Origin of the sequence: Modestobacter sp. VKM Ac-2977 (assembly GCF_026968045.1) — a bacterium.
Lineage (GTDB): Bacteria > Actinomycetota > Actinomycetes > Mycobacteriales > Geodermatophilaceae > Modestobacter.
Window position 1 is genome coordinate 1,400,145 of record NZ_JAPVBQ010000001.1, and the last position, 25,637, is coordinate 1,425,781.

The 25,637-nt window shown below is 74.1% G+C and carries 27 protein-coding genes and 1 tRNA gene; 26 read left to right on the forward strand and 2 right to left on the reverse strand.

The genetic code is table 11. The annotated features are described in order from the left end of the window. The first annotated feature begins 1 nt into the window (after nucleotide 1). The 23 genes from O2V63_RS06765 to O2V63_RS06875 all read left to right on the forward strand — a co-directional run bounded on the left by O2V63_RS06765 (nucleotide 2) and on the right by O2V63_RS06875 (nucleotide 20,922). Nucleotides 2–472 carry a TIGR02611 family protein gene (locus tag O2V63_RS06765; protein ID WP_269166771.1) on the forward strand — a complete coding sequence of 157 codons (471 nt, stop codon included), beginning with the start codon at nucleotides 2–4 and terminating at the stop codon, nucleotides 470–472. 27 nt (nucleotides 473–499) lie between these two features. Then, nucleotides 500–571, forward strand: a tRNA-Val gene (locus O2V63_RS06770). A 95-nt stretch (nucleotides 572–666) separates the two neighbouring features. After that, entirely contained in the window at nucleotides 667–1,065 is a 399-nt protein-coding gene (locus O2V63_RS06775) for an HNH endonuclease (RefSeq protein ID WP_269166772.1), read from the forward strand. A gap of 10 nt (nucleotides 1,066–1,075) precedes the next feature. After that, complete coding sequence (locus O2V63_RS06780; protein ID WP_269166773.1) at nucleotides 1,076–1,633, forward strand: MOSC N-terminal beta barrel domain-containing protein; 558 nt, start codon at nucleotides 1,076–1,078, stop codon at nucleotides 1,631–1,633. 47 nt (nucleotides 1,634–1,680) lie between these two features. Continuing rightward, the gene (locus O2V63_RS06785) at nucleotides 1,681–2,820 is read left to right on the forward strand and encodes a CapA family protein (RefSeq protein ID WP_269166774.1); all 1,140 of its coding nucleotides are present in this window, start codon (nucleotides 1,681–1,683) and stop codon (nucleotides 2,818–2,820) included. Nucleotides 2,821–2,900: 80 nt separating this feature from the next. Then, nucleotides 2,901–4,979: a threonine--tRNA ligase gene (thrS, locus tag O2V63_RS06790; protein WP_269166775.1), complete on the forward strand. Its 2,079-nt coding sequence runs from the start codon at nucleotides 2,901–2,903 to the stop codon at nucleotides 4,977–4,979. Beyond that, nucleotides 4,976–5,596 (forward strand): HIT family protein, encoded by a 621-nt coding sequence (locus O2V63_RS06795; protein ID WP_269166776.1) that lies wholly within the window; start codon nucleotides 4,976–4,978, stop codon nucleotides 5,594–5,596. The genes thrS and O2V63_RS06795 overlap by 4 nt, the downstream gene beginning before the upstream one ends. Continuing rightward, nucleotides 5,597–6,250 (forward strand): phosphatidylinositol phosphate synthase, encoded by a 654-nt coding sequence (gene pgsA, locus O2V63_RS06800; RefSeq protein WP_269166777.1) that lies wholly within the window; start codon nucleotides 5,597–5,599, stop codon nucleotides 6,248–6,250. Further along, nucleotides 6,247–7,209 carry a phosphatidylinositol mannoside acyltransferase gene (locus O2V63_RS06805; protein ID WP_269166778.1) on the forward strand — a complete coding sequence of 321 codons (963 nt, stop codon included), beginning with the start codon at nucleotides 6,247–6,249 and terminating at the stop codon, nucleotides 7,207–7,209. Before pgsA ends, O2V63_RS06805 begins: the two co-directional genes overlap by 4 nt. After that, the gene (locus O2V63_RS06810) at nucleotides 7,209–8,435 is read left to right on the forward strand and encodes a glycosyltransferase family 4 protein (protein WP_269166779.1); all 1,227 of its coding nucleotides are present in this window, start codon (nucleotides 7,209–7,211) and stop codon (nucleotides 8,433–8,435) included. The genes O2V63_RS06805 and O2V63_RS06810 overlap by 1 nt, the downstream gene beginning before the upstream one ends. Before the next feature lie 11 nt (nucleotides 8,436–8,446). Further along, the gene (locus O2V63_RS06815) at nucleotides 8,447–8,983 is read left to right on the forward strand and encodes a hypothetical protein (RefSeq protein ID WP_269166780.1); all 537 of its coding nucleotides are present in this window, start codon (nucleotides 8,447–8,449) and stop codon (nucleotides 8,981–8,983) included. A gap of 64 nt (nucleotides 8,984–9,047) precedes the next feature. Beyond that, nucleotides 9,048–9,953 (forward strand): pyridoxal 5'-phosphate synthase lyase subunit PdxS, encoded by a 906-nt coding sequence (pdxS, locus tag O2V63_RS06820; protein WP_269166781.1) that lies wholly within the window; start codon nucleotides 9,048–9,050, stop codon nucleotides 9,951–9,953. Further along, nucleotides 9,950–10,627, forward strand: coding sequence for a pyridoxal 5'-phosphate synthase glutaminase subunit PdxT (gene pdxT / locus O2V63_RS06825; protein WP_269166782.1), 678 nt, complete (start codon nucleotides 9,950–9,952; stop codon nucleotides 10,625–10,627). The genes pdxS and pdxT overlap by 4 nt, the downstream gene beginning before the upstream one ends. Further along, the gene (locus tag O2V63_RS06830; RefSeq protein ID WP_269166783.1) at nucleotides 10,624–11,376 is read left to right on the forward strand and encodes a YebC/PmpR family DNA-binding transcriptional regulator; all 753 of its coding nucleotides are present in this window, start codon (nucleotides 10,624–10,626) and stop codon (nucleotides 11,374–11,376) included. The genes pdxT and O2V63_RS06830 overlap by 4 nt, the downstream gene beginning before the upstream one ends. Nucleotides 11,377–11,519: 143 nt before the next feature. Next, nucleotides 11,520–12,101, forward strand: a complete 582-nt coding sequence (gene ruvC / locus O2V63_RS06835) for a crossover junction endodeoxyribonuclease RuvC (protein WP_269166784.1) — start codon at nucleotides 11,520–11,522, stop codon at nucleotides 12,099–12,101. Further along, complete coding sequence (gene ruvA / locus O2V63_RS06840; protein WP_269166785.1) at nucleotides 12,098–12,733, forward strand: Holliday junction branch migration protein RuvA; 636 nt, start codon at nucleotides 12,098–12,100, stop codon at nucleotides 12,731–12,733. The genes ruvC and ruvA overlap by 4 nt, the downstream gene beginning before the upstream one ends. Continuing rightward, nucleotides 12,730–13,857: a Holliday junction branch migration DNA helicase RuvB gene (ruvB, locus tag O2V63_RS06845; protein WP_331253822.1), complete on the forward strand. Its 1,128-nt coding sequence runs from the start codon at nucleotides 12,730–12,732 to the stop codon at nucleotides 13,855–13,857. Before ruvA ends, ruvB begins: the two co-directional genes overlap by 4 nt. Nucleotides 13,858–14,017: 160 nt before the next feature. Continuing rightward, nucleotides 14,018–14,353: a preprotein translocase subunit YajC gene (gene yajC, locus O2V63_RS06850; protein ID WP_269166786.1), complete on the forward strand. Its 336-nt coding sequence runs from the start codon at nucleotides 14,018–14,020 to the stop codon at nucleotides 14,351–14,353. Nucleotides 14,354–14,366: 13 nt separating this feature from the next. Beyond that, a complete protein-coding gene (gene secD / locus O2V63_RS06855) occupies nucleotides 14,367–16,007 on the forward strand; it encodes a protein translocase subunit SecD (protein ID WP_269166787.1) in 1,641 nt (546 codons plus the stop codon). Further along, on the forward strand, nucleotides 16,004–17,551 hold the full coding sequence (gene secF / locus O2V63_RS06860) for a protein translocase subunit SecF (RefSeq protein WP_269166788.1): 1,548 nt from the start codon (nucleotides 16,004–16,006) through the stop codon (nucleotides 17,549–17,551). The genes secD and secF overlap by 4 nt, the downstream gene beginning before the upstream one ends. Beyond that, complete coding sequence (locus O2V63_RS06865; protein ID WP_269166789.1) at nucleotides 17,548–18,135, forward strand: adenine phosphoribosyltransferase; 588 nt, start codon at nucleotides 17,548–17,550, stop codon at nucleotides 18,133–18,135. The genes secF and O2V63_RS06865 overlap by 4 nt, the downstream gene beginning before the upstream one ends. A gap of 100 nt (nucleotides 18,136–18,235) precedes the next feature. Then, nucleotides 18,236–20,641 (forward strand): RelA/SpoT family protein, encoded by a 2,406-nt coding sequence (locus O2V63_RS06870; RefSeq protein ID WP_269166790.1) that lies wholly within the window; start codon nucleotides 18,236–18,238, stop codon nucleotides 20,639–20,641. Beyond that, nucleotides 20,641–20,922, forward strand: a complete 282-nt coding sequence (locus O2V63_RS06875) for a hypothetical protein (RefSeq protein ID WP_269166791.1) — start codon at nucleotides 20,641–20,643, stop codon at nucleotides 20,920–20,922. Before O2V63_RS06870 ends, O2V63_RS06875 begins: the two co-directional genes overlap by 1 nt. Nucleotides 20,923–20,941: 19 nt before the next feature. Here the strand turns inward: O2V63_RS06875 and O2V63_RS06880 are convergent, their stop codons facing one another. Together O2V63_RS06880 and O2V63_RS06885 are read right to left on the reverse strand one after the other, a co-directional pair. After that, the gene (locus O2V63_RS06880; protein WP_269166792.1) at nucleotides 20,942–21,586 is read right to left on the reverse strand and encodes a class I SAM-dependent methyltransferase; all 645 of its coding nucleotides are present in this window, start codon (nucleotides 21,584–21,586) and stop codon (nucleotides 20,942–20,944) included. A gap of 79 nt (nucleotides 21,587–21,665) precedes the next feature. After that, a complete protein-coding gene (locus O2V63_RS06885; protein WP_269166793.1) occupies nucleotides 21,666–22,466 on the reverse strand; it encodes a peptidylprolyl isomerase in 801 nt (266 codons plus the stop codon). A gap of 159 nt (nucleotides 22,467–22,625) precedes the next feature. Between O2V63_RS06885 and O2V63_RS06890 the strand changes: the two genes are divergently transcribed. The 3 genes from O2V63_RS06890 to O2V63_RS06900 are packed head-to-tail and all read left to right on the forward strand — an operon-like array spanning nucleotide 22,626 to nucleotide 25,593. Next, nucleotides 22,626–23,309 carry an MBL fold metallo-hydrolase gene (locus O2V63_RS06890; protein WP_269166794.1) on the forward strand — a complete coding sequence of 228 codons (684 nt, stop codon included), beginning with the start codon at nucleotides 22,626–22,628 and terminating at the stop codon, nucleotides 23,307–23,309. Further along, nucleotides 23,306–24,571, forward strand: a complete 1,266-nt coding sequence (gene hisS, locus O2V63_RS06895) for a histidine--tRNA ligase (RefSeq protein ID WP_269166795.1) — start codon at nucleotides 23,306–23,308, stop codon at nucleotides 24,569–24,571. Before O2V63_RS06890 ends, hisS begins: the two co-directional genes overlap by 4 nt. After that, nucleotides 24,568–25,593: an aldo/keto reductase gene (locus O2V63_RS06900; protein WP_269166796.1), complete on the forward strand. Its 1,026-nt coding sequence runs from the start codon at nucleotides 24,568–24,570 to the stop codon at nucleotides 25,591–25,593. Before hisS ends, O2V63_RS06900 begins: the two co-directional genes overlap by 4 nt. Nucleotides 25,594–25,637 lie beyond the last annotated feature (44 nt).

The window sequence follows — 25,637 nt, forward strand, 5'->3', positions numbered from 1 at the left end:
CGTGCCGGTCCCGCCGGAGCCGGACGTGCCGGAGACCGCCGAGGAACGCCGCGCCCGGTACGACGCCGACGACGTGCACAGCCTGCGCGAGCGGGTCGCCGAGGTGCGCTGGCGGCGCTGGATCGCCACCCGGCGCAGCCTGGACGCGCCCTACCGGTGCGGGGTCGGGCTGGTGGGTGGCCTGGTCGTGGCCTTCGGCATCGTCACGATCCCGCTGCCGGGGCCCGGGTGGCTGACCGTGATCGCCGGGTTGTTCCTGCTCGCCACCGAGTTCACCTGGGCCGAACGGGTGCTGGACTTCACCCGGCGGCACGTCGCCCGGTGGACGGCCTGGCTGAACCGCCAGCCACTGGTGGTGCGCCTGGCCGTCGCCGCCCTGACCGCGGCTTTCGTCTGCGCTGTGCTGCTCGTGACGCTGCACGTGGTGGGCGTGCCGGACTGGGTGCCGGGGTGGGTGCCACTCTGGCGTTGAGCATCTGGCAAGATGTTCGACGCACCCGGGCGATTGGCTCAGCGGTAGAGCGCTTCGTTCACACCGAAGAGGTCACTGGTTCGATCCCAGTATCGCCCACCGGATGCAAGGGCCAGGTGAACCCGGAGACGGGCGATCCTGGCCCTTCGTCGTCCCGGGGGCACGGATGCGGCGAGCGGCGCACCATGGGCACGATGGCACTGGACCGGGCGGCCCGACTGCTGGTCGCCGTCGAGCGGGACGGGCCCACCTGCGTGTGGTGCGGCCGGACGTTCGGCGCACAGGTGGTGCCGACCACCGAGCACGTGGTGCCGCGGGTCAAGGGCGGGCCGTCCTGGCTGGAGAACGAGGTGGCCGCCTGCCGCCGCTGCAACTCCGAGCGGGGGCACACCGCGCCGGTCCCGTGGCTGGAGGAGTGCCAGCGCCGCGCCTGGCGGCCTGACGAGCTCCGGCTGCTCCGGGTGCTGACCGCCCTGGACGGCGCCATCACCGATCGTGGCGGCCAGCGGCGGGCCCGGCCCTACCTCGAGGCCCAGCTGCGCCGGCTGCGGCGCCGGGGCAGCCCGTCGGCCGACCGGTCCCGGCCCGCGTAGCGTCCCGGTGATGAGCGACACGGTGGGGCAGGTCGGCCAGATCTCGGTGTACCCGGTGAAGTCCCTGGCCGGGCGGGTGGTCCCCGCCGTGGACGTCCAGGACGCCGGGCTGCGCGGTGACCGGGCGTGGTCGGTCGTCGAGGCCGACACCGGCGAGCGGGTCACCGTGAAGACCACCCCCCGGCTGCGCGAGGTCGTCCCGACCGGGGACACCGAGGCCGACGGCCTCACCCTGACCGAGGTGCTGGGCCGGCCGATCCGCCTGGCTGCCTCGACCGGGGGCCCGCAGGTCGACGCCGCCGCCGTCCACCTGGTGTCCCGCGGGGCGATCGAGCGGGCCGCGGACGGCGACGTCCCCGAGGGCTGCTCGGCCGACGACCCGCGCGCCAACCTGCTGCTCCACCTGGCCGACGGTGCCGACGAGCGGTCCTGGGTCGGCCGTCGGCTGCGGATCGGCACCGCGGAGCTCGACGTGGTCCGCACCCCCAAGCACTGTCTGGGTGTGTACGCCGAGGTCCGCACCCCGGGCACGGTCGCCGAGGGCGACGAGGTCCACCTGCTCGACTGAGGTGTCCGGGTCAGCCTCGGTGCCGGCGGTCGCTAACCTCGGCGACCGTGACGAGGAGAGCTGCGCCGGCCCTGCTCGCGGCGCTGCTCGTGGCGGTGCTGGCCGGCTGTGGCACCGACGAGCCGACCTCGACCCCGGTCGCCGAGCCTGGCACCCCGGCGCCGTCGTCGGTGGCGACGCCCGAGGCTCCGCCCGCCCCCGACTCGTTCACCCTGGTCGCCACCGGCGACGTGCTGGTGCACCAGGGCCGTGCGCTCACCTCGGGTGCCCGGCAGCCCGACGGCAGCTGGGACTTCTCGGCGGTCTTCGCCCCGATCGCCCCGGTGCTGCAGGCCGCCGACCTGGCGATCTGCCACCTGGAGACACCGGTCGCCCCGGTGGGTGGGCCCTACTCGGGCTACCCGTCCTTCGCCGCCCAGCCGGAGATCGTCGACGCCCTCGCCGGCGCCGGGTACGACCTGTGCTCCACCGCCTCCAACCACTCCCTGGACGACGGCTTCGACGGGCTGGTCCGCACCCTGGACGCCCTCGACGCCGCGGGGATCGCGCACACCGGCACCTACCGCAGCGCAGCGGAGAGCGCGCAGCCGGTGGTCGTCGAGGCCGGGGGAGTGCGCGTCGGGCACGTGGCCACGACCTTCTCGCTCAACGGGGTCCCGCTCCCGTCCGACGCCCCCTTCGCCGTCGACACCTTCGCGGTGCCCGACGTCAGCGCCGTGCTGGCCGATGCGGCCGCCGCCCGGGCCGCCGGCGCGGAGGTGGTGGTGGCCAGCGTGCACTGCTGCGCCGAGTACGACCACGAGCCGACGACGGCCCAGGAGCAGGCGGTGCGCACGCTGCTCGCCTCCCCGGACGTCGACCTGGTCCTCGGCCACCACGCCCACGTCGTCCAGCCGTTCGAGCAGGTCGACGGGGAGTGGGCGGCCTACGGCCTGGGCAACCACCTCGCCGAGCACGCCACCCGCGGTTACGACACCGAGGACTCGGTGATCGCCCGGTTCACCTTCACCCGCGGCGAGGACGGCCGGTTCGCCGTGTCGGAGGCCGAGGCGGTGCCGGTGCGGATCGAGGTCGGGGACGACGCCGTCCGGCTGGTGCCCGCCGACCCGGAGAGCGCCGCGCGGATCGGTGCGGTGCTCGATGCGCGGGGCGCGGTCGCCGCGGGGCTCGCGATCGTCCCCGGCTGACCCGGGGCGTCGTCCCGGCGCACTAGTCTCGACAGGCCCGGCCGACCGGCCGGGACCGTGCCTGACCCCCGGGAGCTCTCGTGTCCACCCCGCCCTCGCCCACCGCCGTCGCTGCGATCCGGGTGCCGGCCGGGACGACGGCCCTGCAGGCGCTCAAGGACGCCGGGGTGCCGCTGAAGGGCCCGGACGGCGCGGTCGTCGTCCGCGAGCTGGCCTCCGGCGACCTCAAGGACCTCGGCTGGGTCCCCGACGCCGAGGCCGAGGTCGAGCCGGTGCCCGCCGCCAGCGCCGACGGCCGCGCGGTGATCCGGCACTCGACCGCCCACGTGCTGGCCCAGGCGGTGCAGGACCTGTTCCCGGGCACCCGGCTGGGCATCGGCCCGCCCGTGGAGAACGGGTTCTACTACGACTTCGACCCCGAGCGCCCGTTCACCCCGGAGGACCTGCAGGCGCTGGAGAAGCGCATGCAGGCGATCGTGAAGCAGGGGCAGAACTTCAGCCGCCGGGAGATCGGCGACGACGAGGCCCGGGCCGAGCTGGCGCACGAGCCGTACAAGCTCGAGCTCATCGGGCTCAAGGGCGGTGCCGGCCAGGACGGGGCGGGCGAGGAGGTCGCCGAGGGCGCCGACGTCGAGGTGGGCGGCGCGCAGCTGACCATGTACGACAACCTCGACCCGCGCACCGGCGACCGGCTGTGGACCGACCTGTGCCGCGGCCCGCACCTGCCGCGCACCTCCACCATCCCGGCGTTCTCCCTCACCCGCAGCGCCGCCGCGTACTGGCGGGGGAGTGAGAAGAACCCGCAGCTGCAGCGGGTCTACGGCACCGCGTGGGAGAGCAAGGACGCGCTCAAGGCGTACCTGGAGCAGATCGCCGAGGCCGAGCGGCGCGACCACCGCCGGCTGGGCTCCGAGCTGGACCTGTTCAGCTTCCCCGACGAGGTCGGCTCCGGGCTGGCGGTCTTCCACCCCAAGGGCGGGATCATCCGGCGGGAGCTGGAGAAGTACAGCCAGCGTCGCCACGAGGAGGCCGGCTACTCCTTCGTCAACACCCCGCACATCACCAAGGGGCAGCTGTTCGAGACCTCCGGCCACCTGGACTGGTACGCCGAGGGCATGTACCCGGCGATGCAGCTGGACGAGGAGCGGGACAGCGACGGCAACGTCCGGCGGCAGGGGCAGGACTACTACCTCAAGCCGATGAACTGCCCGATGCACAACCTGGTGTTCGACTCCCGAGGCCGCTCCTACCGCGAGCTCCCGCTCCGGCTGTTCGAGTTCGGCACCGTCTACCGCTACGAGAAGTCCGGCGTCGTCCACGGGCTCACCCGCGCCCGCGGCTTCACCCAGGACGACGCGCACATCTACTGCACGCCCGAGCAGATGGCCGGGGAGCTCCGTGGGCTGCTCGACTTCGTGCTGGGGCTGCTGTCGGACTACGGGTTGAGCGACTTCTACCTGGAGCTGTCCACCCGGAACCCGGAGAAGTCGGTGGGCACCGACGAGGGCTGGGAGCGCGCCACCGAGGCGCTCCGGCAGGCCGCGGTGGACTCCGGGCTGGAGCTGTTCCCCGACCCGGGTGGCGCCGCGTTCTACGGCCCGAAGATCTCCGTCCAGGCCAGGGACGCGATCGGGCGCACCTGGCAGATGTCGACCATCCAGGTCGACTTCAACCTGCCGGAGCGCTTCGGCCTGGAGTACACCGCCGCCGACGGGACCCGGCAGCGGCCGGTGATGCTGCACCGGGCGCTGTTCGGGTCCATCGAGCGGTTCTTCGGGGTGCTGACCGAGCACTACGCCGGCGCCTTCCCGGCCTGGCTCGCGCCGGTCCAGGTGGTCGGCATCCCGATCACCGACGAGCAGGTGCCGTACCTGACCGACGTCGCCCTGCAGCTGCGCCAGCGCGGCATCCGGGTGGAGGTCGACGACTCCGACGACCGGATGCAGAAGAAGATCCGCACCGCCAGCAAGCAGAAGGTGCCCTTCGTGCTGATCGCCGGGGCCACCGACGCCGAGGCCGGGGCGGTCTCCTTCCGCTACCGGGACGGCTCGCAGCGCAACGGCGTCCCGGTCGCCGAGGCGGTGGCCCAGGTCGCCGGCTGGGTCGAGGGGCGGCACAACACCGACCCGACCGCGGAGACCCCGATGGTGGCCGGATGAGCGAGGACGTGGGCGGGGACGTGAGCGAGGCGGCGGCTGCCTACCGGGTGCCGGTGCGCAACGACGACGACGGACCGACGTCCGGCTTCGAGCACCTGTGGACGCCCTACCGGATGGCCTACATCCGCGGGGAGAACAAGCCGAGTGGCGACCACGACTGCCCGTTCTGCCTGATCCCGGCGATGTCGGACGAGGAGGGACTGATCGTGGCCCGGGGCGAGACGGTGTTCGCCGTCCTCAACCTCTACCCCTACAACGCCGGTCACCTGATGGTCGTGCCGTACCGGCACGTCCCCGACTACACCGACCTGACCATCGCCGAGGTCGCCGAGCTCGGCGCCTTCACCCAGACGGCGATGCGCGTGGTGCGGTCGGTCAGCGGCGCGCACGGCTTCAACGTCGGCATGAACCAGGGGTCGGTGGCCGGCGCCGGGATCGCCGACCACCTGCACCAGCACGCCGTGCCGCGCTGGGGCGGGGACACCAACTTCATGCCGGTGATCGGGCTGACCCGGGTGCTGCCCCAGGTGCTCGCCGAGACGCGCGCCCTGCTGGCCGGTGCCTGGCCGGACGCGGGTCAGCCGACCGGTCCCGCGCCGCACCCGACGGTGGCCTGAGTGCTCGGCGTCAACCTGCGGCCGGCCGTCGCCCGGTTCTGGGCACCGGTGGTGCGCGGCCTGGTCCGGGCCGGGGTCACCGCCGATGCGGTCACGCTCACCGGCACCCTCGGCGCGGTGGTCTCCGCGGTCTTCCTGATCGGGAACGGCCACCTCTTCTGGGGCGCGCTGGCCGTCACCGTCTTCGTGCTGCTGGACATGCTCGACGGCGCCCTGGCCCGGGCCCGCGGGGGCGGTTCGGTGTTCGGCGCGGTGCTGGACTCCACCGGCGACCGGGCCGCCGACGCCGCGATCTTCGGCGGGCTGGTCTGGTGGTTCTCCGGGGCGGGGGACAACCGGCTGCTGGTGCTGCTCGCCCTGCTGTGCCTGGTGCTCGGGGTGCTCACCTCCTACGTCAAGGCCCGCGCCGAGGGCGTCGGGCTGTCGGCCGACGTCGGCGTCGTCGAGCGCACCGAGCGGCTGATCCTGGTGCTGGTAGGTACCGGGTTCACCGGCCTGGGCATCCCGTACGCGGTCCACGTCGCCCTCTGGGTGCTGCTGGCCGGCAGCGCGGTGACGGTCGCGCAGCGCTTCGCCGCGGTCCGCCGGGAGTCCCGCGGCCTGCAGCTGCCGACGTCCTCGCCCGACGAGGCGTCCGGGCGCCCCACGCCGTGAGCCGCCGCGTCGACCTGCTCGCCCGGCTCACCGACGCCGGGTACGCAGCCGGCTGGCGGGTCGTCCGACTGCTGCCCGAGCCGGTGGCCCGGGCCGGCTCCGCCGCGGGCGGCGCGCTCGCCGTGCGCCGGGGCGGGCGGGGCGCCCGGCAGCTGCGGTCGAACCTGGACGTCGTCACCGGCGGCAGCCTCGACGACGCCGCGCTCGACGCCCTCACCCGGCGGGCGATGCAGTCCTACGCCCGGTACTGGCAGGAGGCCTTCCGGCTGCCCACGCTCTCCACCGAGCGGATCCTCGCCGGCTCGACGATGCGCGGCCGGGAACACCTGGACCGCGCCCGCGCGGAGGGCCGCGGCGTCGTCATCGCCCTGCCGCACAGCGGGAACTGGGACGCCGCCGGGGTGTGGCTCATCGACTGGCTCGGCGGCCCCTTCCTGACCGTCGCCGAGCGGCTGCGGCCGGAGTCGCTGTACCGCCGGTTCGTCGCGTTCCGGGAACGGCTGGGCATGCGGGTCGTGCCGCTCACCGGCGGCGAGCGACCCAGCTCCGCGGTGCTGCGGGAGTGGCTGGCCGACGGCGGGACCGCGTGCCTGCTGATGGACCGCGACCTCTCCGGCAGCGGTGTGCCGGTCACCTTCTTCGGCCGCCGGACGACGATGCCCGGGGGTCCGGCGCTGGCCGCGGCCCAGACCGGGGCCGCCCTGCTGCCCGCCGTCTGCCAGTTCGACGGCATGGGGTGGCAGTTCGTCGTCCACCCGCCGGTCCCGCTGGACGGGCCCGGCCGGCTGCGGGCCCGGGTGACCTGGGCGACCCAGCAGGTCGCCGACGCCTTCGCCACGACGATCGCCGAGCGCCCCGAGGACTGGCACGTGCTCGGCCGGGTCTGGCCCGAGGTGGGCCCCGAGGGGCGCGCGCCCGCCCTCCCGGCCGTCTCCGCGCCGCCGGCGGAGGTGGGCTGATGCGGATCGGGCTGGTCTGCCCCTACTCGTGGGACGTCCCCGGCGGCGTCCAGTACCACGTGCGCGACCTGGCGGAGACGTTGCGCGCCCTCGGCCACTCCGTGGAGGTCCTCACCCCCGCCGAGCACGAGGAGAACCTGCCGGCCGAGCACGTCACCTGGGCCGGCCGGGCGGTGCCGGTCCCGTACAACGGCTCGATGGCCAGCATCTCCTTCGGCCCGGTCGCGGCGGCCCGGGCCCGGCGCTGGCTGCGGGAGGGGCACTTCGACGTCGTCCACGTGCACGAGCCGGCGTCGGTCTCGCTCTCCCTGCTCGTCTGCGTGATCGCCGACGGTCCGATCGTGGCGACCTTCCACGCGGCGACCACCCGGTCCAAGGTGCTGGCCGCGCTGGGCCCGGTGGCCCGCCCGTGGCTGGAGCGGATCAGCGGGCGGATCGCGGTCTCCGACTTCGCTCGTCGCGTCCAGGTGGAGCACCTGGGCGGGGACGCGGTGGTCATCCCGAACGGGGTGCACGTGGCGGCCTTCGCCAACGGGCCGACGCTGCCCGGCCACGCGCGGGGCACCGAGGCCCCGACGATCGGCTTCCTCGGCCGCTACGACGAGCCGCGCAAGGGCCTGCCGGTGCTGCTGGAGGCGATGCGGACGGTGGTCGCCGAGCACCCGCGGGTCAGCCTGCTCATCGCCGGCCGCGGCGATCCCGACGAGCTGGACGAGCTGGTGGCCGACGACCTGCGTCCGCACGTCACGGTGCTCGGGGAGCTGGACGAGTCGGCCAAGGCGGCCTTCCTCCGCTCGGTCGACGTCTACTGCGCCCCGAACCTGCTGGGGGAGTCCTTCGGCGTGATCCTGCTGGAGGCGATGGGGGCCGGCGCACCGGTGGTCGCCAGCGACCTGGACGCCTTCGCCCGGGTCCTGGAGGACGGCACCGCCGGGGTGCTGGTCAAGCGCGGGGACGCCGCCGCGTTGGCCGCGGCGCTCGGTGGCCTGCTGGCCGACCCGGCCCGGCGGGCCGAGCTGCAGGCGGCCGGCCGACGGGCCGTGGCCGACTACGACTGGGCGGTGGTCGCCCAGCGGATCCTCGCCGTCTACGAGACCGTCGCCCCGCCGGGTGGCACCGGGGTCACCGCCTCCGCCGCCGACGACGCCGCGCTGCTGGGGGACGTGCCCGATGCCACCGGTGGACTCGGGCCGTCGGGGCCCTTCCGCAGGCGGGCGCGCCACTAGCCTCGGACCCCATGACCACCGCGACCTGGCTGCTCCTCGCCGCCGGTCTCCTGGTGGTCCTGGTGCTCGGCTGGGCCGGCTGGACGCTCACCCGGTTGCGTCGGCTGGCCGGGCGGGTCCGCCGCGCGCGGGAGGTGCTCGACGCCGGTCTGCTGCGGCGGGCCGAGCTGGCCGCGGCGCTGGCCCGGGAGCACGCCGAGGACCTCGGTCCCGAGCTCGCCGCCGCCCTGGCCACTGCCGCGGCCGGGGCCCGGGCGCCGTCGGCCGGGGACCGGGAGGCCGCCGAGAACCTGCTGGGCCGGCGGCTCCGCCGGGTCCCCACCGGGGTGCTGACCCCGGAGCTGCAGGACGCCGGCATGCGGGTGGGGCTGGCCCGGCGGTTCTACAACGACGCCGTCCGGGACACCCGGACGTTGCGCCGGGGCCGGCTGGCCCGGGTGCTGCGGCTGCACGCCGACCGGCCGCTGCCCCGGTACTTCGACATCGACGACGGCCTGGACGCGGTGCTCACCGGCCCGGGTTCCGGCGCCGCGCGGTCCGCCGGCTGACCCGCCGTACGCTGGGACGTCCCCTCCCGCCGGTCCCCGGCCCGACGACCTGCGAGGCAGCAGCATGTCCCTGAACCACAGCGAGCCCACCGGCACCGGCACCGAGCGCGTCAAGCGCGGGATGGCCGAGCAGCTGAAGGGCGGCGTCATCATGGACGTCGTCACCCCCGAGCAGGCCAAGATCGCCGAGGACGCCGGCGCGGTCGCGGTGATGGCCCTGGAGCGGGTGCCCGCCGACATCCGCGTCGAGGGCGGCATCGCCCGGATGAGCGACCCCGACATGATCGAGGGCATCATCGGCGCGGTCTCCATCCCGGTGATGGCCAAGGCCCGGATCGGCCACTTCGTCGAGGCCCAGGTCCTGCAGGCGCTCGGCGTCGACTACGTCGACGAGTCCGAGGTGCTCACCCCGGCCGACGAGGCCCACCACATCGTGAAGAGCGCGTTCACCGTGCCCTTCGTCTGCGGCGCCACCGACCTGGGGGAGGCGCTGCGCCGGATCTCCGAGGGCGCGGCGATGATCCGCTCCAAGGGCGAGGCCGGCACCGGCAACGTGGTCGAGGCCACCCGCCACATGCGGGCGATCCGGGCCGGCATCAAGCGGCTGGGCACCCTGGACGAGACCGAGCTGTTCGTCGCCGCCAAGGAGCTGCGGGCCCCGTACGACCTGGTGGCCGAGGTCGCCCGCACCGGCGCGCTGCCCGTCGTCCTGTTCACCGCCGGCGGCATCGCCACCCCTGCGGACGCGGCGATGATGATGCAGCTGGGCGCCCAGGGTGTCTTCGTCGGCTCGGGCATCTTCAAGTCCGGTGACCCGGCCCAGCGCGCCGCCGCGATCGTGCAGGCGACGACCTTCTTCGACGACCCGTCCGTGATCGCCAAGGTCTCCCGCGGGCTCGGCGAGCCGATGGTCGGCATCAACGTGTCCACGCTCCCGGAGAGCGAGCGCTACGCGACCCGCGGGTGGTGAGCAGCCCGGTCGTCGGGGTGCTCGCGCTGCAGGGTGACGTGCGCGAGCACCTGGCCGCGCTGCGGGCAGCCGGTGCCGAGGCCCGGTCGGTCCGCCGGCCCGCCGAGCTGGCCGAGGTCGACGGGCTGGTCGTGCCCGGCGGGGAGTCGACCACGATGGGCAAGCTCGCCGAGCGGTTCGGGATGCTCCAGCCGCTGCGGGACGCCGTCCGGGCCGGGCTGCCCGCCTACGGGTCGTGCGCCGGGATGATCATGCTGGCCGACACGGTGCTCGACGCCCCGGCCGACCAGGTGACCATCGGCGGTCTGGACGTGACGGTGCGCCGCAACGCCTTCGGCCGGCAGGTCGACTCCTTCGAGGCGGCGGTGCAGCTGGCCGGGGTCCCGGGGGCGCCGGTGCACGCCGTGTTCATCCGCGCGCCGTGGGTCGAGGCGGCCGGGCCGGACGTCGAGGTGCTCGGCCGGGTGGAGGGCGGACCGGCCGACGGTAAGATCGTCGCCGTCCGTCAGGGCCGGCTGGTGGCCACCAGCTTCCACCCCGAGCTCACCGGCGACAGCCGGGTGCACGCGCTGTTCGTGGAGCTGGTGCGGGAGGCGACGGCGATGAGGGCACGAGACCAAGCGAGCAGTGCCGGCGCCGGAGCGGACGCGGGCAGTGAGGGGAGAACGTCGTGAGCGGGCATTCCAAGTGGGCGACGACCAAGCACAAGAAGGCCGGCATCGATGCCAAGCGCGGCAAGCTCTTCGCCAAGCTGATCAAGAACATCGAGGTCGCCGCGCGCACCGGTGGCGCTGACCTGTCGGGCAACCCGACGCTGTACGACGCCGTCCAGAAGGCGAAGAAGAGCTCGGTGCCCAACGACAACATCGACCGCGCGGTCAAGCGCGGCGGTGGCCTCGAGGCCGGTGGGGTCGACTACCAGGGCATCACCTACGAGGGCTATGCCGCCGGCGGCGTCGCCGTGCTGATCGAGTGCCTCACCGACAACAAGAACCGGTCGGCGATGGAGGTGCGCACGGCGATGACCCGCAACGGCGGGAACATGGCCGACCCCGGCTCGGTCTCCTACCTGTTCTCCCGCAAGGGCGTCGTCGTGGTCCCCGCGACCGGCACCACCGAGGACGACGTGCTGATGGCCGTGCTGGACGCCGGCGCCGAAGAGGTCCGCGACCTGGGCGACACCTTCGAGGTGGTCTGCGAGCCCACCGACCTGGTCGCCGTGCGCACCGCCCTGCAGAACGCCGGCATCGACTACGACTCCGCCGACATGGGCTTCCTGCCCAGCGTGCAGGTCGAGCTGGACGCCGACGGCGCGGGCAAGGTGTTCCGGCTCATCGACGCCCTCGAGGACCTCGACGACGTGCAGAACGTGTACGCGAACTACGACGTCTCCGACGAGGTCATGGAGTCCATCGACGCCTAGAAGGACCCTGCTGCCCCCCACCACTCGCAGGCTCGCGGCGGGTCCGTGCAGCAGGGCCGTTCCAGCCCGTCACCAGCGTGTCGGAGGTGGGTGCGTTCGACCTCGGCGGTTAGCGTGGTTCGAACACGTGTTCGCGTCGGCTGGTGGAGGTCCTCATGCGGGTGCTCGGCATCGACCCGGGGCTCACCCGGTGCGGGTGGGGCGTGGTCGAGGGGCGCCCCGGTGCCCGGCCGGTGGCCCTGGGGGTCGGCGTCGTCCGCACCTCGCCCGACCTCGACCTGGAACTGCGTCTGCTGGAGGTGCACACCGCCGTGACCGCACTGCTCCGTGAGCACCGGCCGACCGCGGTCGCGATCGAGCGGGTGTTCACCCAGAACAACAAGGGGACGGCGACCGGCACCGCGCAGGCCGCGGGTGTCGCCGCGCTGGCCGCGGCGCAGGCCGACGTGCCGGTGGCCTGGCACACGCCGAGCGAGGTCAAGGCCGCCATCTCCGGCAACGGCCGGGCGGACAAGGACCAGGTCACCCTGATGGTCACCCGCGTCCTGGGGCTCGCCACCGCCCCCAAGCCCGCCGACGCCGCCGACGCCCTGGCCCTGGCCGTCTGCCACGTGTGGCGCGGACCGGCGCAGCAGCGGCTGCGGGTCGCAGCCCTGGCCGGCGGCATCGGTGCGCCGGTCCGTCCGGCGCCCCTGCCCCGCTGGACGGGGGTGTCGGCGCGATGATCGCCTCGGTGAACGGCCGGGTCGCTGCGGTCTCGCCCGACGGTGCCGTCGTCGAGGTCGGTGGAGTGGGCCTCTCGGTGCAGTGCACCCCCGGCACGATCGCCCGGCTGGCGGTGGGGGAGCAGGCCCGGCTGTCGACCAGCCTGGTGGTCCGTGAGGACTCGCTGACCCTCTACGGCTTCGCCGACGACGACGAGCGGCAGCTGTTCGAACTGCTCCAGACCGCCAACGGCGTGGGCCCGCGGCTCGCCCAGGCGGTGCTGGCGATCCATCCGCCCCGCGAGGTGCGCCGCGCGGTGTCCATGGGCGACCTCAAGTCGCTGATGCAGGTGCCCGGGATCGGCAAGAAGGGCGCCGAGCGGCTGGTGCTGGAGCTCCGCGACCGGCTGGGCACGACGGCCTCGGACACCTCGCTGGACGGCCCGCCGGCGGCCGGTCTCGGCGCGGTCACCCCGGTGGCCCCGTGGCGCGACCAGCTCACCGCGGCCCTGGTCGGGCTGGGCTGGACGAGCCGGGAGGCGGAGACCGCGCTCACCGCCCTCGAGCCGGTGGCCGAGGAGCAGCAGCTGGCCGGCGGCGTCCAGGTCGCGGTCCTCCTCCGCCAGGCGCTGCAGATCCTGGGGCGGTCGTGAGCAGCCCGTTCGACCGCGGGCTGTCCGCTGCCGACGCCGGGCCGGGGCGGTTCCCCGACGACCCCGTCGACCCCAGGGCCGGCGACGAGGAGCGGGTCGTCGAGACCGCGCTGCGCCCGCACTCGCTGACCGACTTCATCGGCCAGCCGAAGGTCGCCCGCCAGCTGGACCTCGTGCTGGAGGGCGCGAAGCGCCGTGGCCGGCCACCGGACCACGTGCTGCTCTCCGGACCGCCCGGGCTGGGCAAGACCAGCCTGGCCCTGATCATCGGCTCCGAGCTCGGCACCGCGGTGAAGATCACCAGCGGGCCGGCGATCGAACGCTCCGGCGACCTGGCCGCGATGCTCTCCAACCTCGGCCCCGGCGACGTGTTGTTCATCGACGAGATCCACCGCATCGCCCGGCCGGCCGAGGAACTGCTCTACATGGCGATGGAGGACTTCCGGGTCGACGTCGTCGTCGGCAAGGGGCCGGGCGCCACGGCCATCCCGCTGGAGATCCACCCGTTCACCCTGGTCGGCGCCACCACCCGGGCCGGGCTGCTCACCGGCCCGCTGCGCGACCGGTTCGGCTTCGTCGGGCAGATGGAGTTCTACGAGGTCGCCGACCTGCAGCGGGTGCTGGCCCGCAGTGCCGACCTGCTCGGGGTCGAGCTGTCCCCGGAGGGGTCGCTGGAGATCGCCGGGCGGTCCCGCGGCACCCCGCGGATCGCCAACCGGTTGCTGCGCCGGGTGCGCGACTACGCCGAGGTGCGCGCCGACGGGCGGGTCACGCTCGAGGTGGCCCGGGCCGCGCTGGCGCTCTACGACGTCGACGACCTCGGTCTGGACCGGCTGGACCGGTCGGTGCTCGACGCGCTGGTGACCAAGTTCGGTGGCGGCCCGGTCGGGGTGGCCACCCTCGCGGTCGCCGTGGGGGAGGAGCCGCACACCGTCGAGGAGGTCTGCGAGCCCTTCCTGGTGCGCGCCGGGCTGCTCGCGCGCACGCCCCGCGGCCGGGTCGCCACGGAGGCGGCCTTCCGGCACCTGGGCCACCCGGTGCCCCGCGGTGGCGTCTCACTCGGCGGGGGCGCAGCCGACCCGCCGTCGGACGGGGCGTCGTCACAGACCCTGTTCGACGCCTAGACTCCTCCGCGCTGGCGCGCAACCCGGCTGCGGCCGGGGCGCCCCGCCCCGGAGCCACTCCCTGCGCAGGTGGGCGTGCGCCGGCGCCGATGTACCCGAGCGGCCCGATCCCGGGCCGCACCCACCGCGCGACTCGCTGCGGTAGAGAGGCTCACCCGTCGTGGAACAGTTCTTCCCCTTGATCCTGCTCGTCCTGGCGTTCGCCCTGCTGATCGTGCTGCCCGCCCGGCAGCGCAAGAAGATGCAGGCGAAGGCGGAGGCGCTGCAGGCCTCGCTGACCGTGGGCACCCCGGTCATGCTGACCAGCGGGATCCACGGCACGGTTGCCTCGCTCGGTGAGGGCACCGTCGGCCTGGAGGTCGCCCCGGGCGTCGTCATCACCGTGGCCCGCCCGGCGGTCATGGAGATCCGCCAGCCGGCGTCCGGCGCCGTCCCGCCCGAGGGGGCGACCGGCACCATCGACGGCGACGGCGACCCCACCGACCGCACCCGCTGAGCCGGGTCGACGCATGGCCGCCCGTCAGCTCCCCGCCCGCCGCTACTTCGCGGCCTTCCTCGCGATCGTCGCGGGGCTGTACGCCCTGGTCTTCCTGACCGGCGACCAGCGCACCCCCCAGCTCGGACTCGACCTGCAGGGCGGGACGACGGTGACCCTCGCCGCCCGCACGCCGGACGGCCAGGCCCCGGACCCGGAGGACCTCGAGCTCGCCCGCCAGATCATCGAGCAGCGGGTCAACGGTCTGGGTGTGGCCGAGGCCGAGGTCGTCACCGAGGGCGAGAGCAACATCGTCATCTCCGTGCCGGGCGACGACGGCGAGCGGGCCCGGGAGCTGGGCGCCACCGCACAGCTGCGCTTCCGGCCGGTCGTCGGCGGTCCCGAGCCGGCGGCCGCAGCCGACGCCGAGGCGACCGACCCGGCGGCCACGGACCCGGCGGTGACCGACCCGGCCGCGACCGACGCGGCAACGGACCCGGCCGCGACCGACCCGGCCGAGGACCCGGCCGCGACGGACCCGGCGGCCACGGACCCGGCTGCCGCCGACCCGGATGCGCCGGTCGTGACCCAGGAGGAGGCGATCGCCGAGTACGCGACGCTCACCTGCGACACCACGACCACCGAGGTCGACCAGCCCGACTCCTTCATCGCCGCCTGTTCCGACGACGGGACCGCCAAGTTCCTGCTCGGTCCGGCCGTCATCGAGGGCACCGACGTCGCCGACGCCACGTCCGGCACCGAGGTGGGCACCGGCGAGTGGGTCGTCAACCTGGACTTCACGTCGGCGGGTTCCGCCGCGTGGGCGGAGTACACGACCGCGAACGTCGGCAACAACGTGGCGATCACGCTGGACGGGCGGGTCGTCTCGGCGCCGACGATCAACTCGGCCATCGCCGGGGGCACCACCCAGATCACCGGCAGCTTCGACCAGGCAGCCGCCACCGAGCTGGCCAACCAGCTCCGGTACGGCGCCCTGCCCCTGACGTTCAGCGAGGCGACGGCGCAGTCCATCACCACCGAGCTGGGCAGCGAGCAGCTGCGCGCCGGGCTCATCGCCGGCGCGATCGGTGTCGCGCTGGTGTTCGTCTACGCGCTGCTCTACTACCGGCTGCTCGGCCTGGTGATGATCGCCAGCCTGGTGCTGTCGGCCGTCGTGATCTACGCCTGTCTGGTGCTGCTGAGCCGGGAGATCGGCTTGGCGCTGAGTCTCGCCGGGATCGCCGGGTTCATCGTCTCCATCGGCATCACCGCCGACTCGTTCGTCGTCTACTTCGAACGCCTCAAGGACGAGGTGCGCGAGGGGCGCAGTCTGCGCAGCGCCACGCCACGGGCCTGGGTGCGGGCCCGCCGGACGATCCTGTCCGCCGACGCGGTCAGCTTCCTCGCCGCGGCCATCCTCTACTGGCTGGCCATCGGCGACGTGAAGGGCTTCGCGTTCACCCTCGGCCTGTCCACGGTGCTCGACCTGATCGTCGTCTTCCTCTTCACCCATCCGCTCATGGCGGTGCTCAGCCGGGTCAAGGGCTTCGGGAGCAACCGCTTCTCCGGGCTCGGCCAGGTCGACCACAGCCGGCGCCCCGCCGGCCCGTCGCGGGGCGACCGCGAGCTGGTCGGCGCCGCCACCGGCAGCAGCACGAACGGGAGCAACCGATGACCCCCCGCGACGGGATCGGCGCCGACGGCGCCGTCCCCGACGGTCTCACCCCGGAGGAGGCGCCGACGCAGGCGCACACCGGCGCGACCGCCGCCGGTGTCCCGGCGCAGAGCTCCGACGAGGCGCCGGCCGCCCCGGCCGACGAGGCGCCGGCCGCCCCGGCCGACGAGCGGAAGGCCGCCCCGGCCGACGAGTGGGTGGACGCGGGGGCGGACGAGGAGGTCGACGACGCCGAGGTGCGCGACGAGGCGGCCGGCGACAGCGCCGGTGACCGGGCCCTCGCCGATGCCGGGCTCCCCGCCGAGGGGACGGCCCCGGTCGCTGCCCCCGGACGGCCGCGGGCGTCGCTGGCCCACCGCCTCTACAACGGCGAGGCCGGCCTGGACGTGGTGGATCGGCGGCGTTTCTGGTTCCGGGTCACCGCCGTCGTGATGCTGCTGTGCGTCGCGGCGATGGTCTTCCGCGGGTTCAACTTCGGCATCGAGTTCGCCGGCGGCAACAGCGTGCGGGTGCCGGCCACCAGCGCCGAGCTCAGCGAGGTCCGGGAGGCCGCCGAGGAGGCCGGGGCCCAGGTGGCCAGCGCCCAGGTGGTCGGCGGCGACTCCGTGCTGCTGCGCACCAGCGCGCTGGACGACGAGACCGAGACCGCCGTCGTGGCCGCGGTCGCCGACGCCGCCGGCGTCGACCCGTCCCAGGTCAGCCAGCAGTCGGTGAGCGCGGACTGGGGCGGCGACGTCACCAACCAGGCGCTCATCGCGCTCGCCGTCTTCCTGGTCGCGGTGGTGGCCTTCCTGGCCGTGCGGTTCCGGCCGACGATGGCGATCGCCGCCATCGTCGCGCTGCTGCACGACATCGTCGTCACCGCCGGCATCTACGCGTTGGTCGGATTCGAGGTCTCGCCGTCGACGGTCATCGGGTTGCTCACCATCCTGGGCTTCTCGCTGTACGACACCGTCGTGGTGTTCGACAAGGTCGACGAGAACACCAAGGACCTGGAGAAGGACGCCCGGTCGACCTACGGCGAGGCCGCGAACCTGGCCGTCAACCAGACGCTGATGCGCTCGATCAACACCTCGGTCATCGCGTTGCTGCCGGTGGCCGGGCTGCTGTTCGTCGGTGCCGGGCTGCTCGGGGCGGGCACGCTGAAGGACCTGGCCCTGGTGCTCTTCGTCGGCCTGGCGGCCGGCACCTACAGCTCGATCTTCCTGGCCACCCCGGTGCTCGCCGAGCTGGAGGAGCGCCGCCCCGAGCAGCAGGCGCTGCGCCGGCGGGTGCTCGCCCGCCGGTCGGCCGAGGCCCGCCAGGGCGGCGCCCGGGTCGACGCCCCCGTGGCGACGGCCCGGCGGGGGAGCGGGGCCACCCGTCGTTCCGCGGTGGCACTCGCCGAGCGGGACGAGGCCCTGCCCGACCAGCCGACGGCGGACGTGCCGATCGAGTCGCCGGCGTCGGTGCGGCCCGGTGTCCGGGGCGGGACGACCACGCCCCGGCCCGGTCAGCGGCCGGCCCGGCCGGGGCAGCGTCCGGCCGGTCGGAAGCGGCGATGAGCACCCTCCGGGACGGCGAGCTGCCGATCGACGAGCTGATCGCCACCTTCTCGGTGGACGTGCCCGACTTCCCCGAGCCCGGGGTGCTGTTCCGCGACCTGACCCCCGTCTTCTCCGATGCCGGGGCGTTCCGGCGGGTCGTCGACGCGCTCACCGAGCCCGCCGACGTCGATCCGCGGGCGGCTGCGCTGGGCCGGGCCGACGGTGGGCCCGGCTTCGACCTGGTCGCCGGCATCGAGGCGCGTGGCTTCCTGCTCGCGGCCGCCGTCGCCCTGGACGCCGGGACCGGCGTCCTCCCGGTGCGCAAGGCCGGCAAGCTGCCCCGCGAGGTCGTCTCGGCCGAGTACGCGCTGGAGTACGGGACGGCGACCCTGGAGCTGCACACCGACTCGATCACACCCGGGCAGCGGGTGCTGCTCGTCGACGACGTGCTGGCCACCGGGGGCACGCTGCAGGCCGCGATCGCCCTGGTGGAGCAGCTCGGCGGGGTGGTCACCGCGGTCGCCGTCGTGGTGGAGCTCATGGCGCTCGGTGGGCGGGAGCGCATCGCGCCGCACCCGGTGCACGCGCTCTGGCGGGTCTGAGCCCGCCAGTACCCCACCCCGGGTGAGCGCAGCGGGCGAGACCCGGTGCGGCGCGGCTAGCATGGGCAGGGTCCACCTCCTCAACAGTGCAGGAGCACCCGTGGCCTCTGACGTCGTCGCACCGCAGACGTCCGGCGCGCCCGCCGTCGAGGAGGCGCCGCCGCGGGTGGCGCTGCCCGAGCGGCCCGCCGTCCGTCGTCCCGACGACGTGGCCCCCGAGCCGGGCGGGGAGGCCGAGAACGCGCCCCGCCGCCGGGTGCGCGACCGGCTGGCCCGGCGGATCGTCGCCGGGCAGCGCTCCACCGGCATCCGTCCGGTGCTCGAGCCGCTGTCGGTGCTGCACCGGCAGAGCCACCCGAAGGCCGACCTCGCCCTGCTGCAGCGGGCCTACGACGTCGCCGAGGAGGCGCACGCCGAGCAGAAGCGCAAGAGCGGCGACCCCTACATCACCCATCCGCTCGCCGTCGCCACCGTGCTCGCCGGGCTGGGGATGGACACGACGACGCTGGTCGCCGCGCTGCTGCACGACACGGTCGAGGACACCGGCACCACGCTGGAGTCGATCACCGCCGACTTCGGCCCCCAGGTGGCGCACCTGGTCGACGGCGTCACGAAGATCGACAAGGTCAAGTTCGGCGACGGCGCCCAGGCCGAGACGATCCGCAAGATGATCGTGGCGATGTCCCGGGACCCGCGGGTGCTGGTCATCAAGCTCGCCGACCGGCTGCACAACATGCGCACGCTGCGCTTCCTCCCGCCGGAGAAGCAGGAGAAGAAGGCGCGCGAGACGCTGGAGATCCTCGCCCCGCTGGCCCACCGGCTGGGCATGAACACGATCAAGTGGGAGCTCGAGGACCTCGCGTTCGCCACGCTGTACCCCAAGCGGTACGACGAGATCGTGCGGCTGGTGGCCGAGCGTGCGCCGTCCCGGGACACCTACCTGGCCGAGGTCACCTCAGCGGTCACCGAGCAGCTGAAGGCGGCCAAGATCGAGGCCGCCGTCACCGGCCGGCCGAAGCACTACTACTCGATCTACCAGAAGATGATCGTCCGCGGCCGGGACTTCACCGACATCTGGGACCTGGTCGGCATCCGGATCCTGGTCGAGTCCGTGCGGGACGTGTACGCCGCGCTGGGCATCATGCACGCGCACTGGCAGCCGGTGCCGGGCAGGTTCAAGGACTTCGTGGCGATGCCGAAGTTCAACATGTACCAGTCGCTGCACACGACGGTCATCGGTCCGCAGGGCAAGCCGGTCGAGCTGCAGATCCGCACCCACGACATGCACCGGACCGCGGAGTACGGGATCGCGGCGCACTGGAAGTACAAGGAGAAGGCCCGCGCCGCCGGCGGCAAGGCCGACCTGACGCCGGCGCCGGGTGCGCCGGGCGACGACATGCTCTGGCTGCGCCAGCTGCTCGACTGGCAGCGCGAGGCGCAGGAGCCCGGCGAGTTCCTGGAGACGCTGCGCTACGACCTCGGTCCGCAGGAGGTCTTCGTCTTCACGCCCAAGGGCGACGTGATCAGCCTGCCGGGGGAGTCGACGCCGGTCGACTTCGCCTACGCGGTGCACACCGAGGTCGGCCACCGGTGCATCGGCGCCCGGGTGAACGGCAACCTGGTCTCCCTGGACAGCCGGCTGTCCAACGGCGACGTCGTGGAGGTCTTCACCTCCCGCTCGCCGAGCGCCGCCCCGTCGAAGGACTGGCTGGCCTTCGTCGGCAGCTCCCGGGCCCGCACCAAGATCCGTCAGTGGTTCACCAAGGAGCGTCGCGAGGACGCCGTCGAGGCCGGCAAGGACGCGCTGACCAAGGCGATGCGCAAGGCCGGCCTGCCGCTGCAGCGCCTGCTGGGCGGCGAGTCGCTGGCCACCCTCGCCGCCGACCTGCACTACCCCGACGTCAGCGCGCTGTACGCCGCGGTGGGGGAGAACCAGGTCTCCGCGCACTCGCTGGTCGAGAAGTTGCTCACCGCCCTGGGTGGCTCCGAGGGTGCGGCCGAGGACATCGCCGAGACGGCGATCCCGACCAAGCGCACCGTCGCCCGCACCGCCAGCGGCGACCCGGGCGTCGTCGTGCACGGCATGACCGAGGTGTGGGCCAAGCTCGCCAAGTGCTGCACCCCGGTGCCCGGCGACGAGATCCTCGGCTTCGTGACCCGCGGCGGCGGCGTGAGCGTGCACCGCACCGACTGCACCAACGCCGCGGACCTGCAGGCCAAGCCGGAGCGGCTGGTCGAGGTCGACTGGGCCTCCCAGCCTGGGGCCGTGTTCCTGGTCGCGATCCAGGTGGAGGCGCTGGACCGGCACCGGCTGCTCTCCGACGTCACCCGAGCGCTGGCCGACGAGCGGGTCAACATCCTGTCCGCCTCGGTGCAGACCAGCCGGGACCGGGTGGCGATCAGCCGGTTCACCTTCGAGCTGGCCGACCCGGCGCACCTGGGCTCGGTGCTGCAGACGGTCCGCAACGTCGACGGCGTCTTCGACGTGGAGCGCGTCACCGCCTGATGGAGGTCCGGGGGGTCGACCCGCGGGACGTGGGCTGGGAGGTCGACCAGCCGCGGTACCGCGTGTACTTCTGGTGGGGGACGGCCGACCCGGCCGGCAGTCCACCGGGGCAGAGCTGCGACGAGTACGAACTCACCGGTCCGGACGTGGCCGCGGCGTCGGTGCTCGCCTGGGCCGCCGAACAGGCAGGAGAGCGCCGCGCCGACTGGTTCGAGGTGTTCGTCGTCGTCGACCACGTGCCCGGCGACCGCGGGCTCGTGCGGCTCACGCCGTCCCGCTGACGGCCGGGCCGACGGTCGGTCAGCCGCGGCGGGTGGCGACGACGGCGTAGAGGGGATCGCCGACGCCCGGGGCGGTTCGCAGTTGGACGGTCGGCTCGGTGAAGCGGCCGCTGCGGCGCACCAGCTCGGAGATGACGGCGCCGTGCTGCTGGTCGTCGGTGGCCAGCCACCCGCGGACGGCCTTGGTGGGGAAGCACCGGTGGGAGAAGGTCACCGCCAGCACCCCGCCCGGGCGCAGCACCCGGCCCAGCTCGGCCAGCACCTCGATCGGCCGGGTGAGGTAGTCGATCGACACGCAGCACACCGCCGCGTCGACGTCGTCGTCGGGCAGCGGGACGGTCGGGTCGGCGTTCAGGTCGTGCACCAGTCGCGTGGTGGCCGCGGGGTTCGCCGCGAGCTCGTCGGCGTTCATGCCCAGCATGACCAGGTCGGCCGGCGGGGTGCGGAAGTGCGACACCCAGGAGGACATCAGGTCCAGCACGCGGGTCGGCCGGGGCGCCGACCCGTCGATGCCCAGCTCGGCGTAGAGGTCCCCGACCGCGGCGACCGCCGCCTCGTCGATGTGGGTCACCAGCCGGGGCCGGTCGTAGAAGCGCGCGTCCGGGCCGTCGTCGTTGCGGTCGAAGAAGCCCGGGGGGAAGCCCGCGTACGGGTCGGCGTCCATGGCCCCAGTGTGGAGCCGCGGACGCAGGAGGGCCCGGCCTCCAGGTGGAGACCGGGCCCTCCCGCCACGTGCGCGTGCGCTACTGCTGGACGGTGGTCGACTCGATCGTCACCGGCTGGGCGGGGGCACCGTCGGTGGCGCCGCCCTCGATGCCGGCGGCCGCGATGGCGTCCAGCGTCGCCAGCCCGGCCTCGTCGATGGTGCCGACGACGGTGTAGTCCGGCTGCAGCTGGCTGTCGGCGTAGACCAGGAAGAACTGGCTGGCGTCGGTGCCCTGCCCGGCGTTGGCCATCGCGAGCGTGCCGCGCGGGTACGTCTCCGCGCCGGTCACCTGGGTCGGGAAGTCGTAGGTCGGGCCGCCGGTACCGGTGCCGCTGGGGTCACCGCACTGCAGCACGCTCAGCCCGCCGCTGGTCAGCCGGTGGCAGGGCGTCCCCTCGAAGAAGCCCTGCTGCGCCAGGTAGACCATGCTCGCCGCGGCGCAGGGCGCGTTCTCCTGGTCCAGGGTCAGCCCGATGTCCCCGGCGGAGGTGGCCAGCGTCAGGTCCGTGGTGCCGGTCGTCGGCACCTCGGCCGGCGGGATGCCGACGTCGGTGAGGGTGTCGCTGCCGGAGGTGTCCGGGACGAAGTCGCAGGTCCCGTCGCTGCCGTCGACCACCGGGGCGGCGGTGGTGGTCTCGGGGGCGGCCGCGGTGTCGGGCTCCTCGTCGTCGCCGAGGCCGGTGATGAGGAACAGCGCGGCGACCACGGCGACGACGGCGAGGACGGTCGCCCCGATCAGCGTGGTGCGCCGGCGCTTCTGGGCGAGCTCCTCGCGCCGCTCGAGCTGGCGCTGCAGCCGTCGCTGCGCAGCCTCACGACGCTGCTTGTTGGTCGGCACTCTTCTCGGCTCCTCGGGCTCTGCGCTGCGCCGGGGGCGGCCGCGACCTGGGCCGCGCGCCCACACCACGGCGTGTGTCGAGTGCGGAGTGTAGGTGGGTTCCCTGTCCGGACCCTGGCAGCGCCAGTTGGACGGATGTCGCCCGCGTAACCTGCACGGGTGCTCATCCGCTCCTTCCCCGCCGGCGCGTTCGGCACCAACTGCTACGCCGTCGCCCCGGGGGCCGGGCAGGAGTGCGTCGTCGTCGACCCGGGGATGGACGCGGTCGAGCCGCTGGCCCGGATGCTGGCCGACGACGGGCTCAAGCCGGTCGCCGTCGTGCTGACCCACGGCCACCTGGACCACACCTTCTCCGTGCTGCCGGTCTGCTCCGGCTACGACATCCCCGCCTACCTGCACCCCGAGGACGCCGGCATGCTGTCGGACCCGGCGCGCTGGCACGGCCCGCAGCTCGCCCCGCTGATCACCGGCGTGCAGCTTCCGGACCCCGCCGACGTCCTGCCGTTGGCCGACGGGACGACGATCTCGCTGGCCGGCGTCGACCTGACCGTGCGGCACGCGCCGGGGCACACCCGCGGCTCGGTGGTCTTCTCCCTGGACCTGGGGGAGGCGCCCGGTCTGCTCGCCGGTGACGTGCTCTTCGCCGGCTCGGTCGGCCGGGTCGACCTCCCCGGCGGTTCGTGGGAGGACATGCTCGGCTCGCTGCGCGACGTCGTCCTGCCGCTGGAGGACGAGACCGTCGTCCTCCCCGGGCACGGGCCGGCCACCACGATCGGGCGCGAGCGCGCCACCAACCCGTACCTCGCGGAAGCCGCGAGTGCACCGAAGGGACGTTCGTTGTGAGCGAGCCGATGCGGGCTCCCAAGGGCACGTTCGACACGCTGCCCCCGGACTCGGCGCAGTTCCTCGCCGTCCGCGACACCCTCACCGCGCCGCTGCGGCGCGCGGGCTACGGCTACATCGAGACGCCGACGTTCGAGGACACCGCCGTCTTCTCCCGCGGGGTGGGGGAGTCCACCGACGTCGTCTCCAAGGAGATGTACACGTTCACCGACCGCGGGGGCCGGTCGATCACCCTGCGCCCGGAGTTCACCGCCGGGGTGATGCGCGCCTTCGTGGAGCATCGGCTCTACGCCGGCGCGCTGCCGGTGAAGCTGTGGACCGCCGGGTCGGCGTTCCGCTACGAGCGTCCGCAGGCGGGTCGCTACCGGCACTTCACCCAGGTCAGCGTTGAGGCGATCGGGGTCGACGACCCGGCGCTGGACGCCGAGGTGGTGGCGCTGGCCGCGCAGGGGTTCCGGGACCTGGGGCTGCGCGACTTCGAGCTGCTGCTGACCTCGCTGGGCGATGCCACCTGCCGCCCGCAGTACCGCGAGCTGCTGGTCGACTTCCTGGCGAAGCTGGACCTCGACGAGGACACCCGGCGCCGGGCGGAGATCAATCCCCTGCGGGTGCTCGACGACAAGCGCCCCGAGGTGCAGGCCCAGCTCGACGACGCCCCGCTGATGGTCGACCACCTCTCCGACTCCACCAAGGCCCACTACGACGCCGTCCGCGAGCACCTCACCGATCTGGGCGTGACCTGGACGGAGGCGCCCCGGCTGGTCCGCGGCCTGGACTACTACACGAAGACGACGTTCGAGTTCGTGCACTCCGGGCTCGGCTCGCAGTCGGCGATCGGTGGTGGCGGCCGCTACGACGGGCTGTCCGCGGCCCTCGGCGGGCCCGACCTCTCCGGCATCGGCTACGCCGTCGGTGTCGACCGCACGCTGCTGGCGGTGCAGGCCGAAGGGCTGGACATCGCCACGTCGGCCGGCGTGCAGGCGTTCGTCGTCCCGCTGGGCGCGGAGGCCAAGCGGCTCGCCGTGAAGCTGGTCGGTCAGCTGCGGGAGGCCGGCGTCTCCGCCGACACCGTCTACGGCGACCGCGGGCTCAAGGGCGCGATGAAGGCCGCCGACCGGTCGGGTGCCTCGCACGCGGTGGTGCTCGGCGACCGGGACCTCGCCGAGGGGGTCGCACAGCTGCGTGACCTGCGGTCGCACGAGCAGGTCGCCGTGCCCCTGGGCGAGCTGTTCGAGCGGGTGCGTGCGACGGTGGGTGCGTGACAGTCACCGACGGCATCGCCGAGTCCGCCAACACCCCCCTCGAGACCCGCCCGCTGGGCCGGACCGGCGCCGACGTCTCCGTCGTCGGCCTCGGCACCTGGCAGCTGGGTGGTGACTGGGGGAACGTGTCCGAGGACGACGCCGCCGCGGTCCTCGACGCCGCGCTGGACGCCGGCGTCACCCTGCTGGACACCGCCGACGTCTACGGCGACGGCCGCTCCGAGGAGCGCATCCGCAAGGCGCTGGCCGCCCGGGGTGAGCGCCCCTTCGTGGCCACCAAGGCCGGCCGTCGCGCCGACCCCTTCGCCGCCGAGTCCTACACCCCGGAGAACCTGCGGGCCTGGATCGACCGGTCCCGCCGCAACCTCGGCGTCGACACCCTGGACCTGGTGCAGCTGCACTGCCCACCCCCGGCCGTCTACTCCGACGAGCGCGTCTACGAGACCCTCGACGCGCTGGTCGAGGAGCAGGCGATCGCCGCCTACGGCGTCTCGGTCGAGACCGTCGCCGAGGGCCTCACCGCCCTGCAGCACCCCGGCGTGCAGTCGATCCAGGTGATCCTCAACGTCTTCCGGCGCAAGCCGCTGGAGCAGCTGCTGCCCGCCGCCCAGCGGGCCGAGGTCGGCATCCTCGCCCGGGTGCCGCTGGCCAGCGGCCTGCTGTCGGGCAAGTACTCCACCGACACCACCTTCGCCGCCGACGACCACCGGAACTTCAACCGCAACGGTGAGGCCTTCGACGTCGGCGAGACCTTCGCCGGGGTGCCCTTCGAGGTCGGTGTCGCCGCCGCCCGCGAGGTCGCCGAGATCGCCGGCCCGGACGTCACCACCGCCGCCTTCGCGCTGCGCTGGGTGATCGACCAGCCGGGCGTCACCACCGTCATCCCGGGCGCGCGCAACGTCCAGCAGGCGCTGGGCAACGTCGCCGCCGCCTCGCTGCCGTCGCTGAGCGCCGGCCAGCTCGCCGACCTCGAGCGCGTGTACGACGAGCGCATCCGCTCCCATGTGCACGACCGCTGGTGATCGCCGCCCCGTCCCGCACCTGTTGAGACTCCGCACCCCCTGAG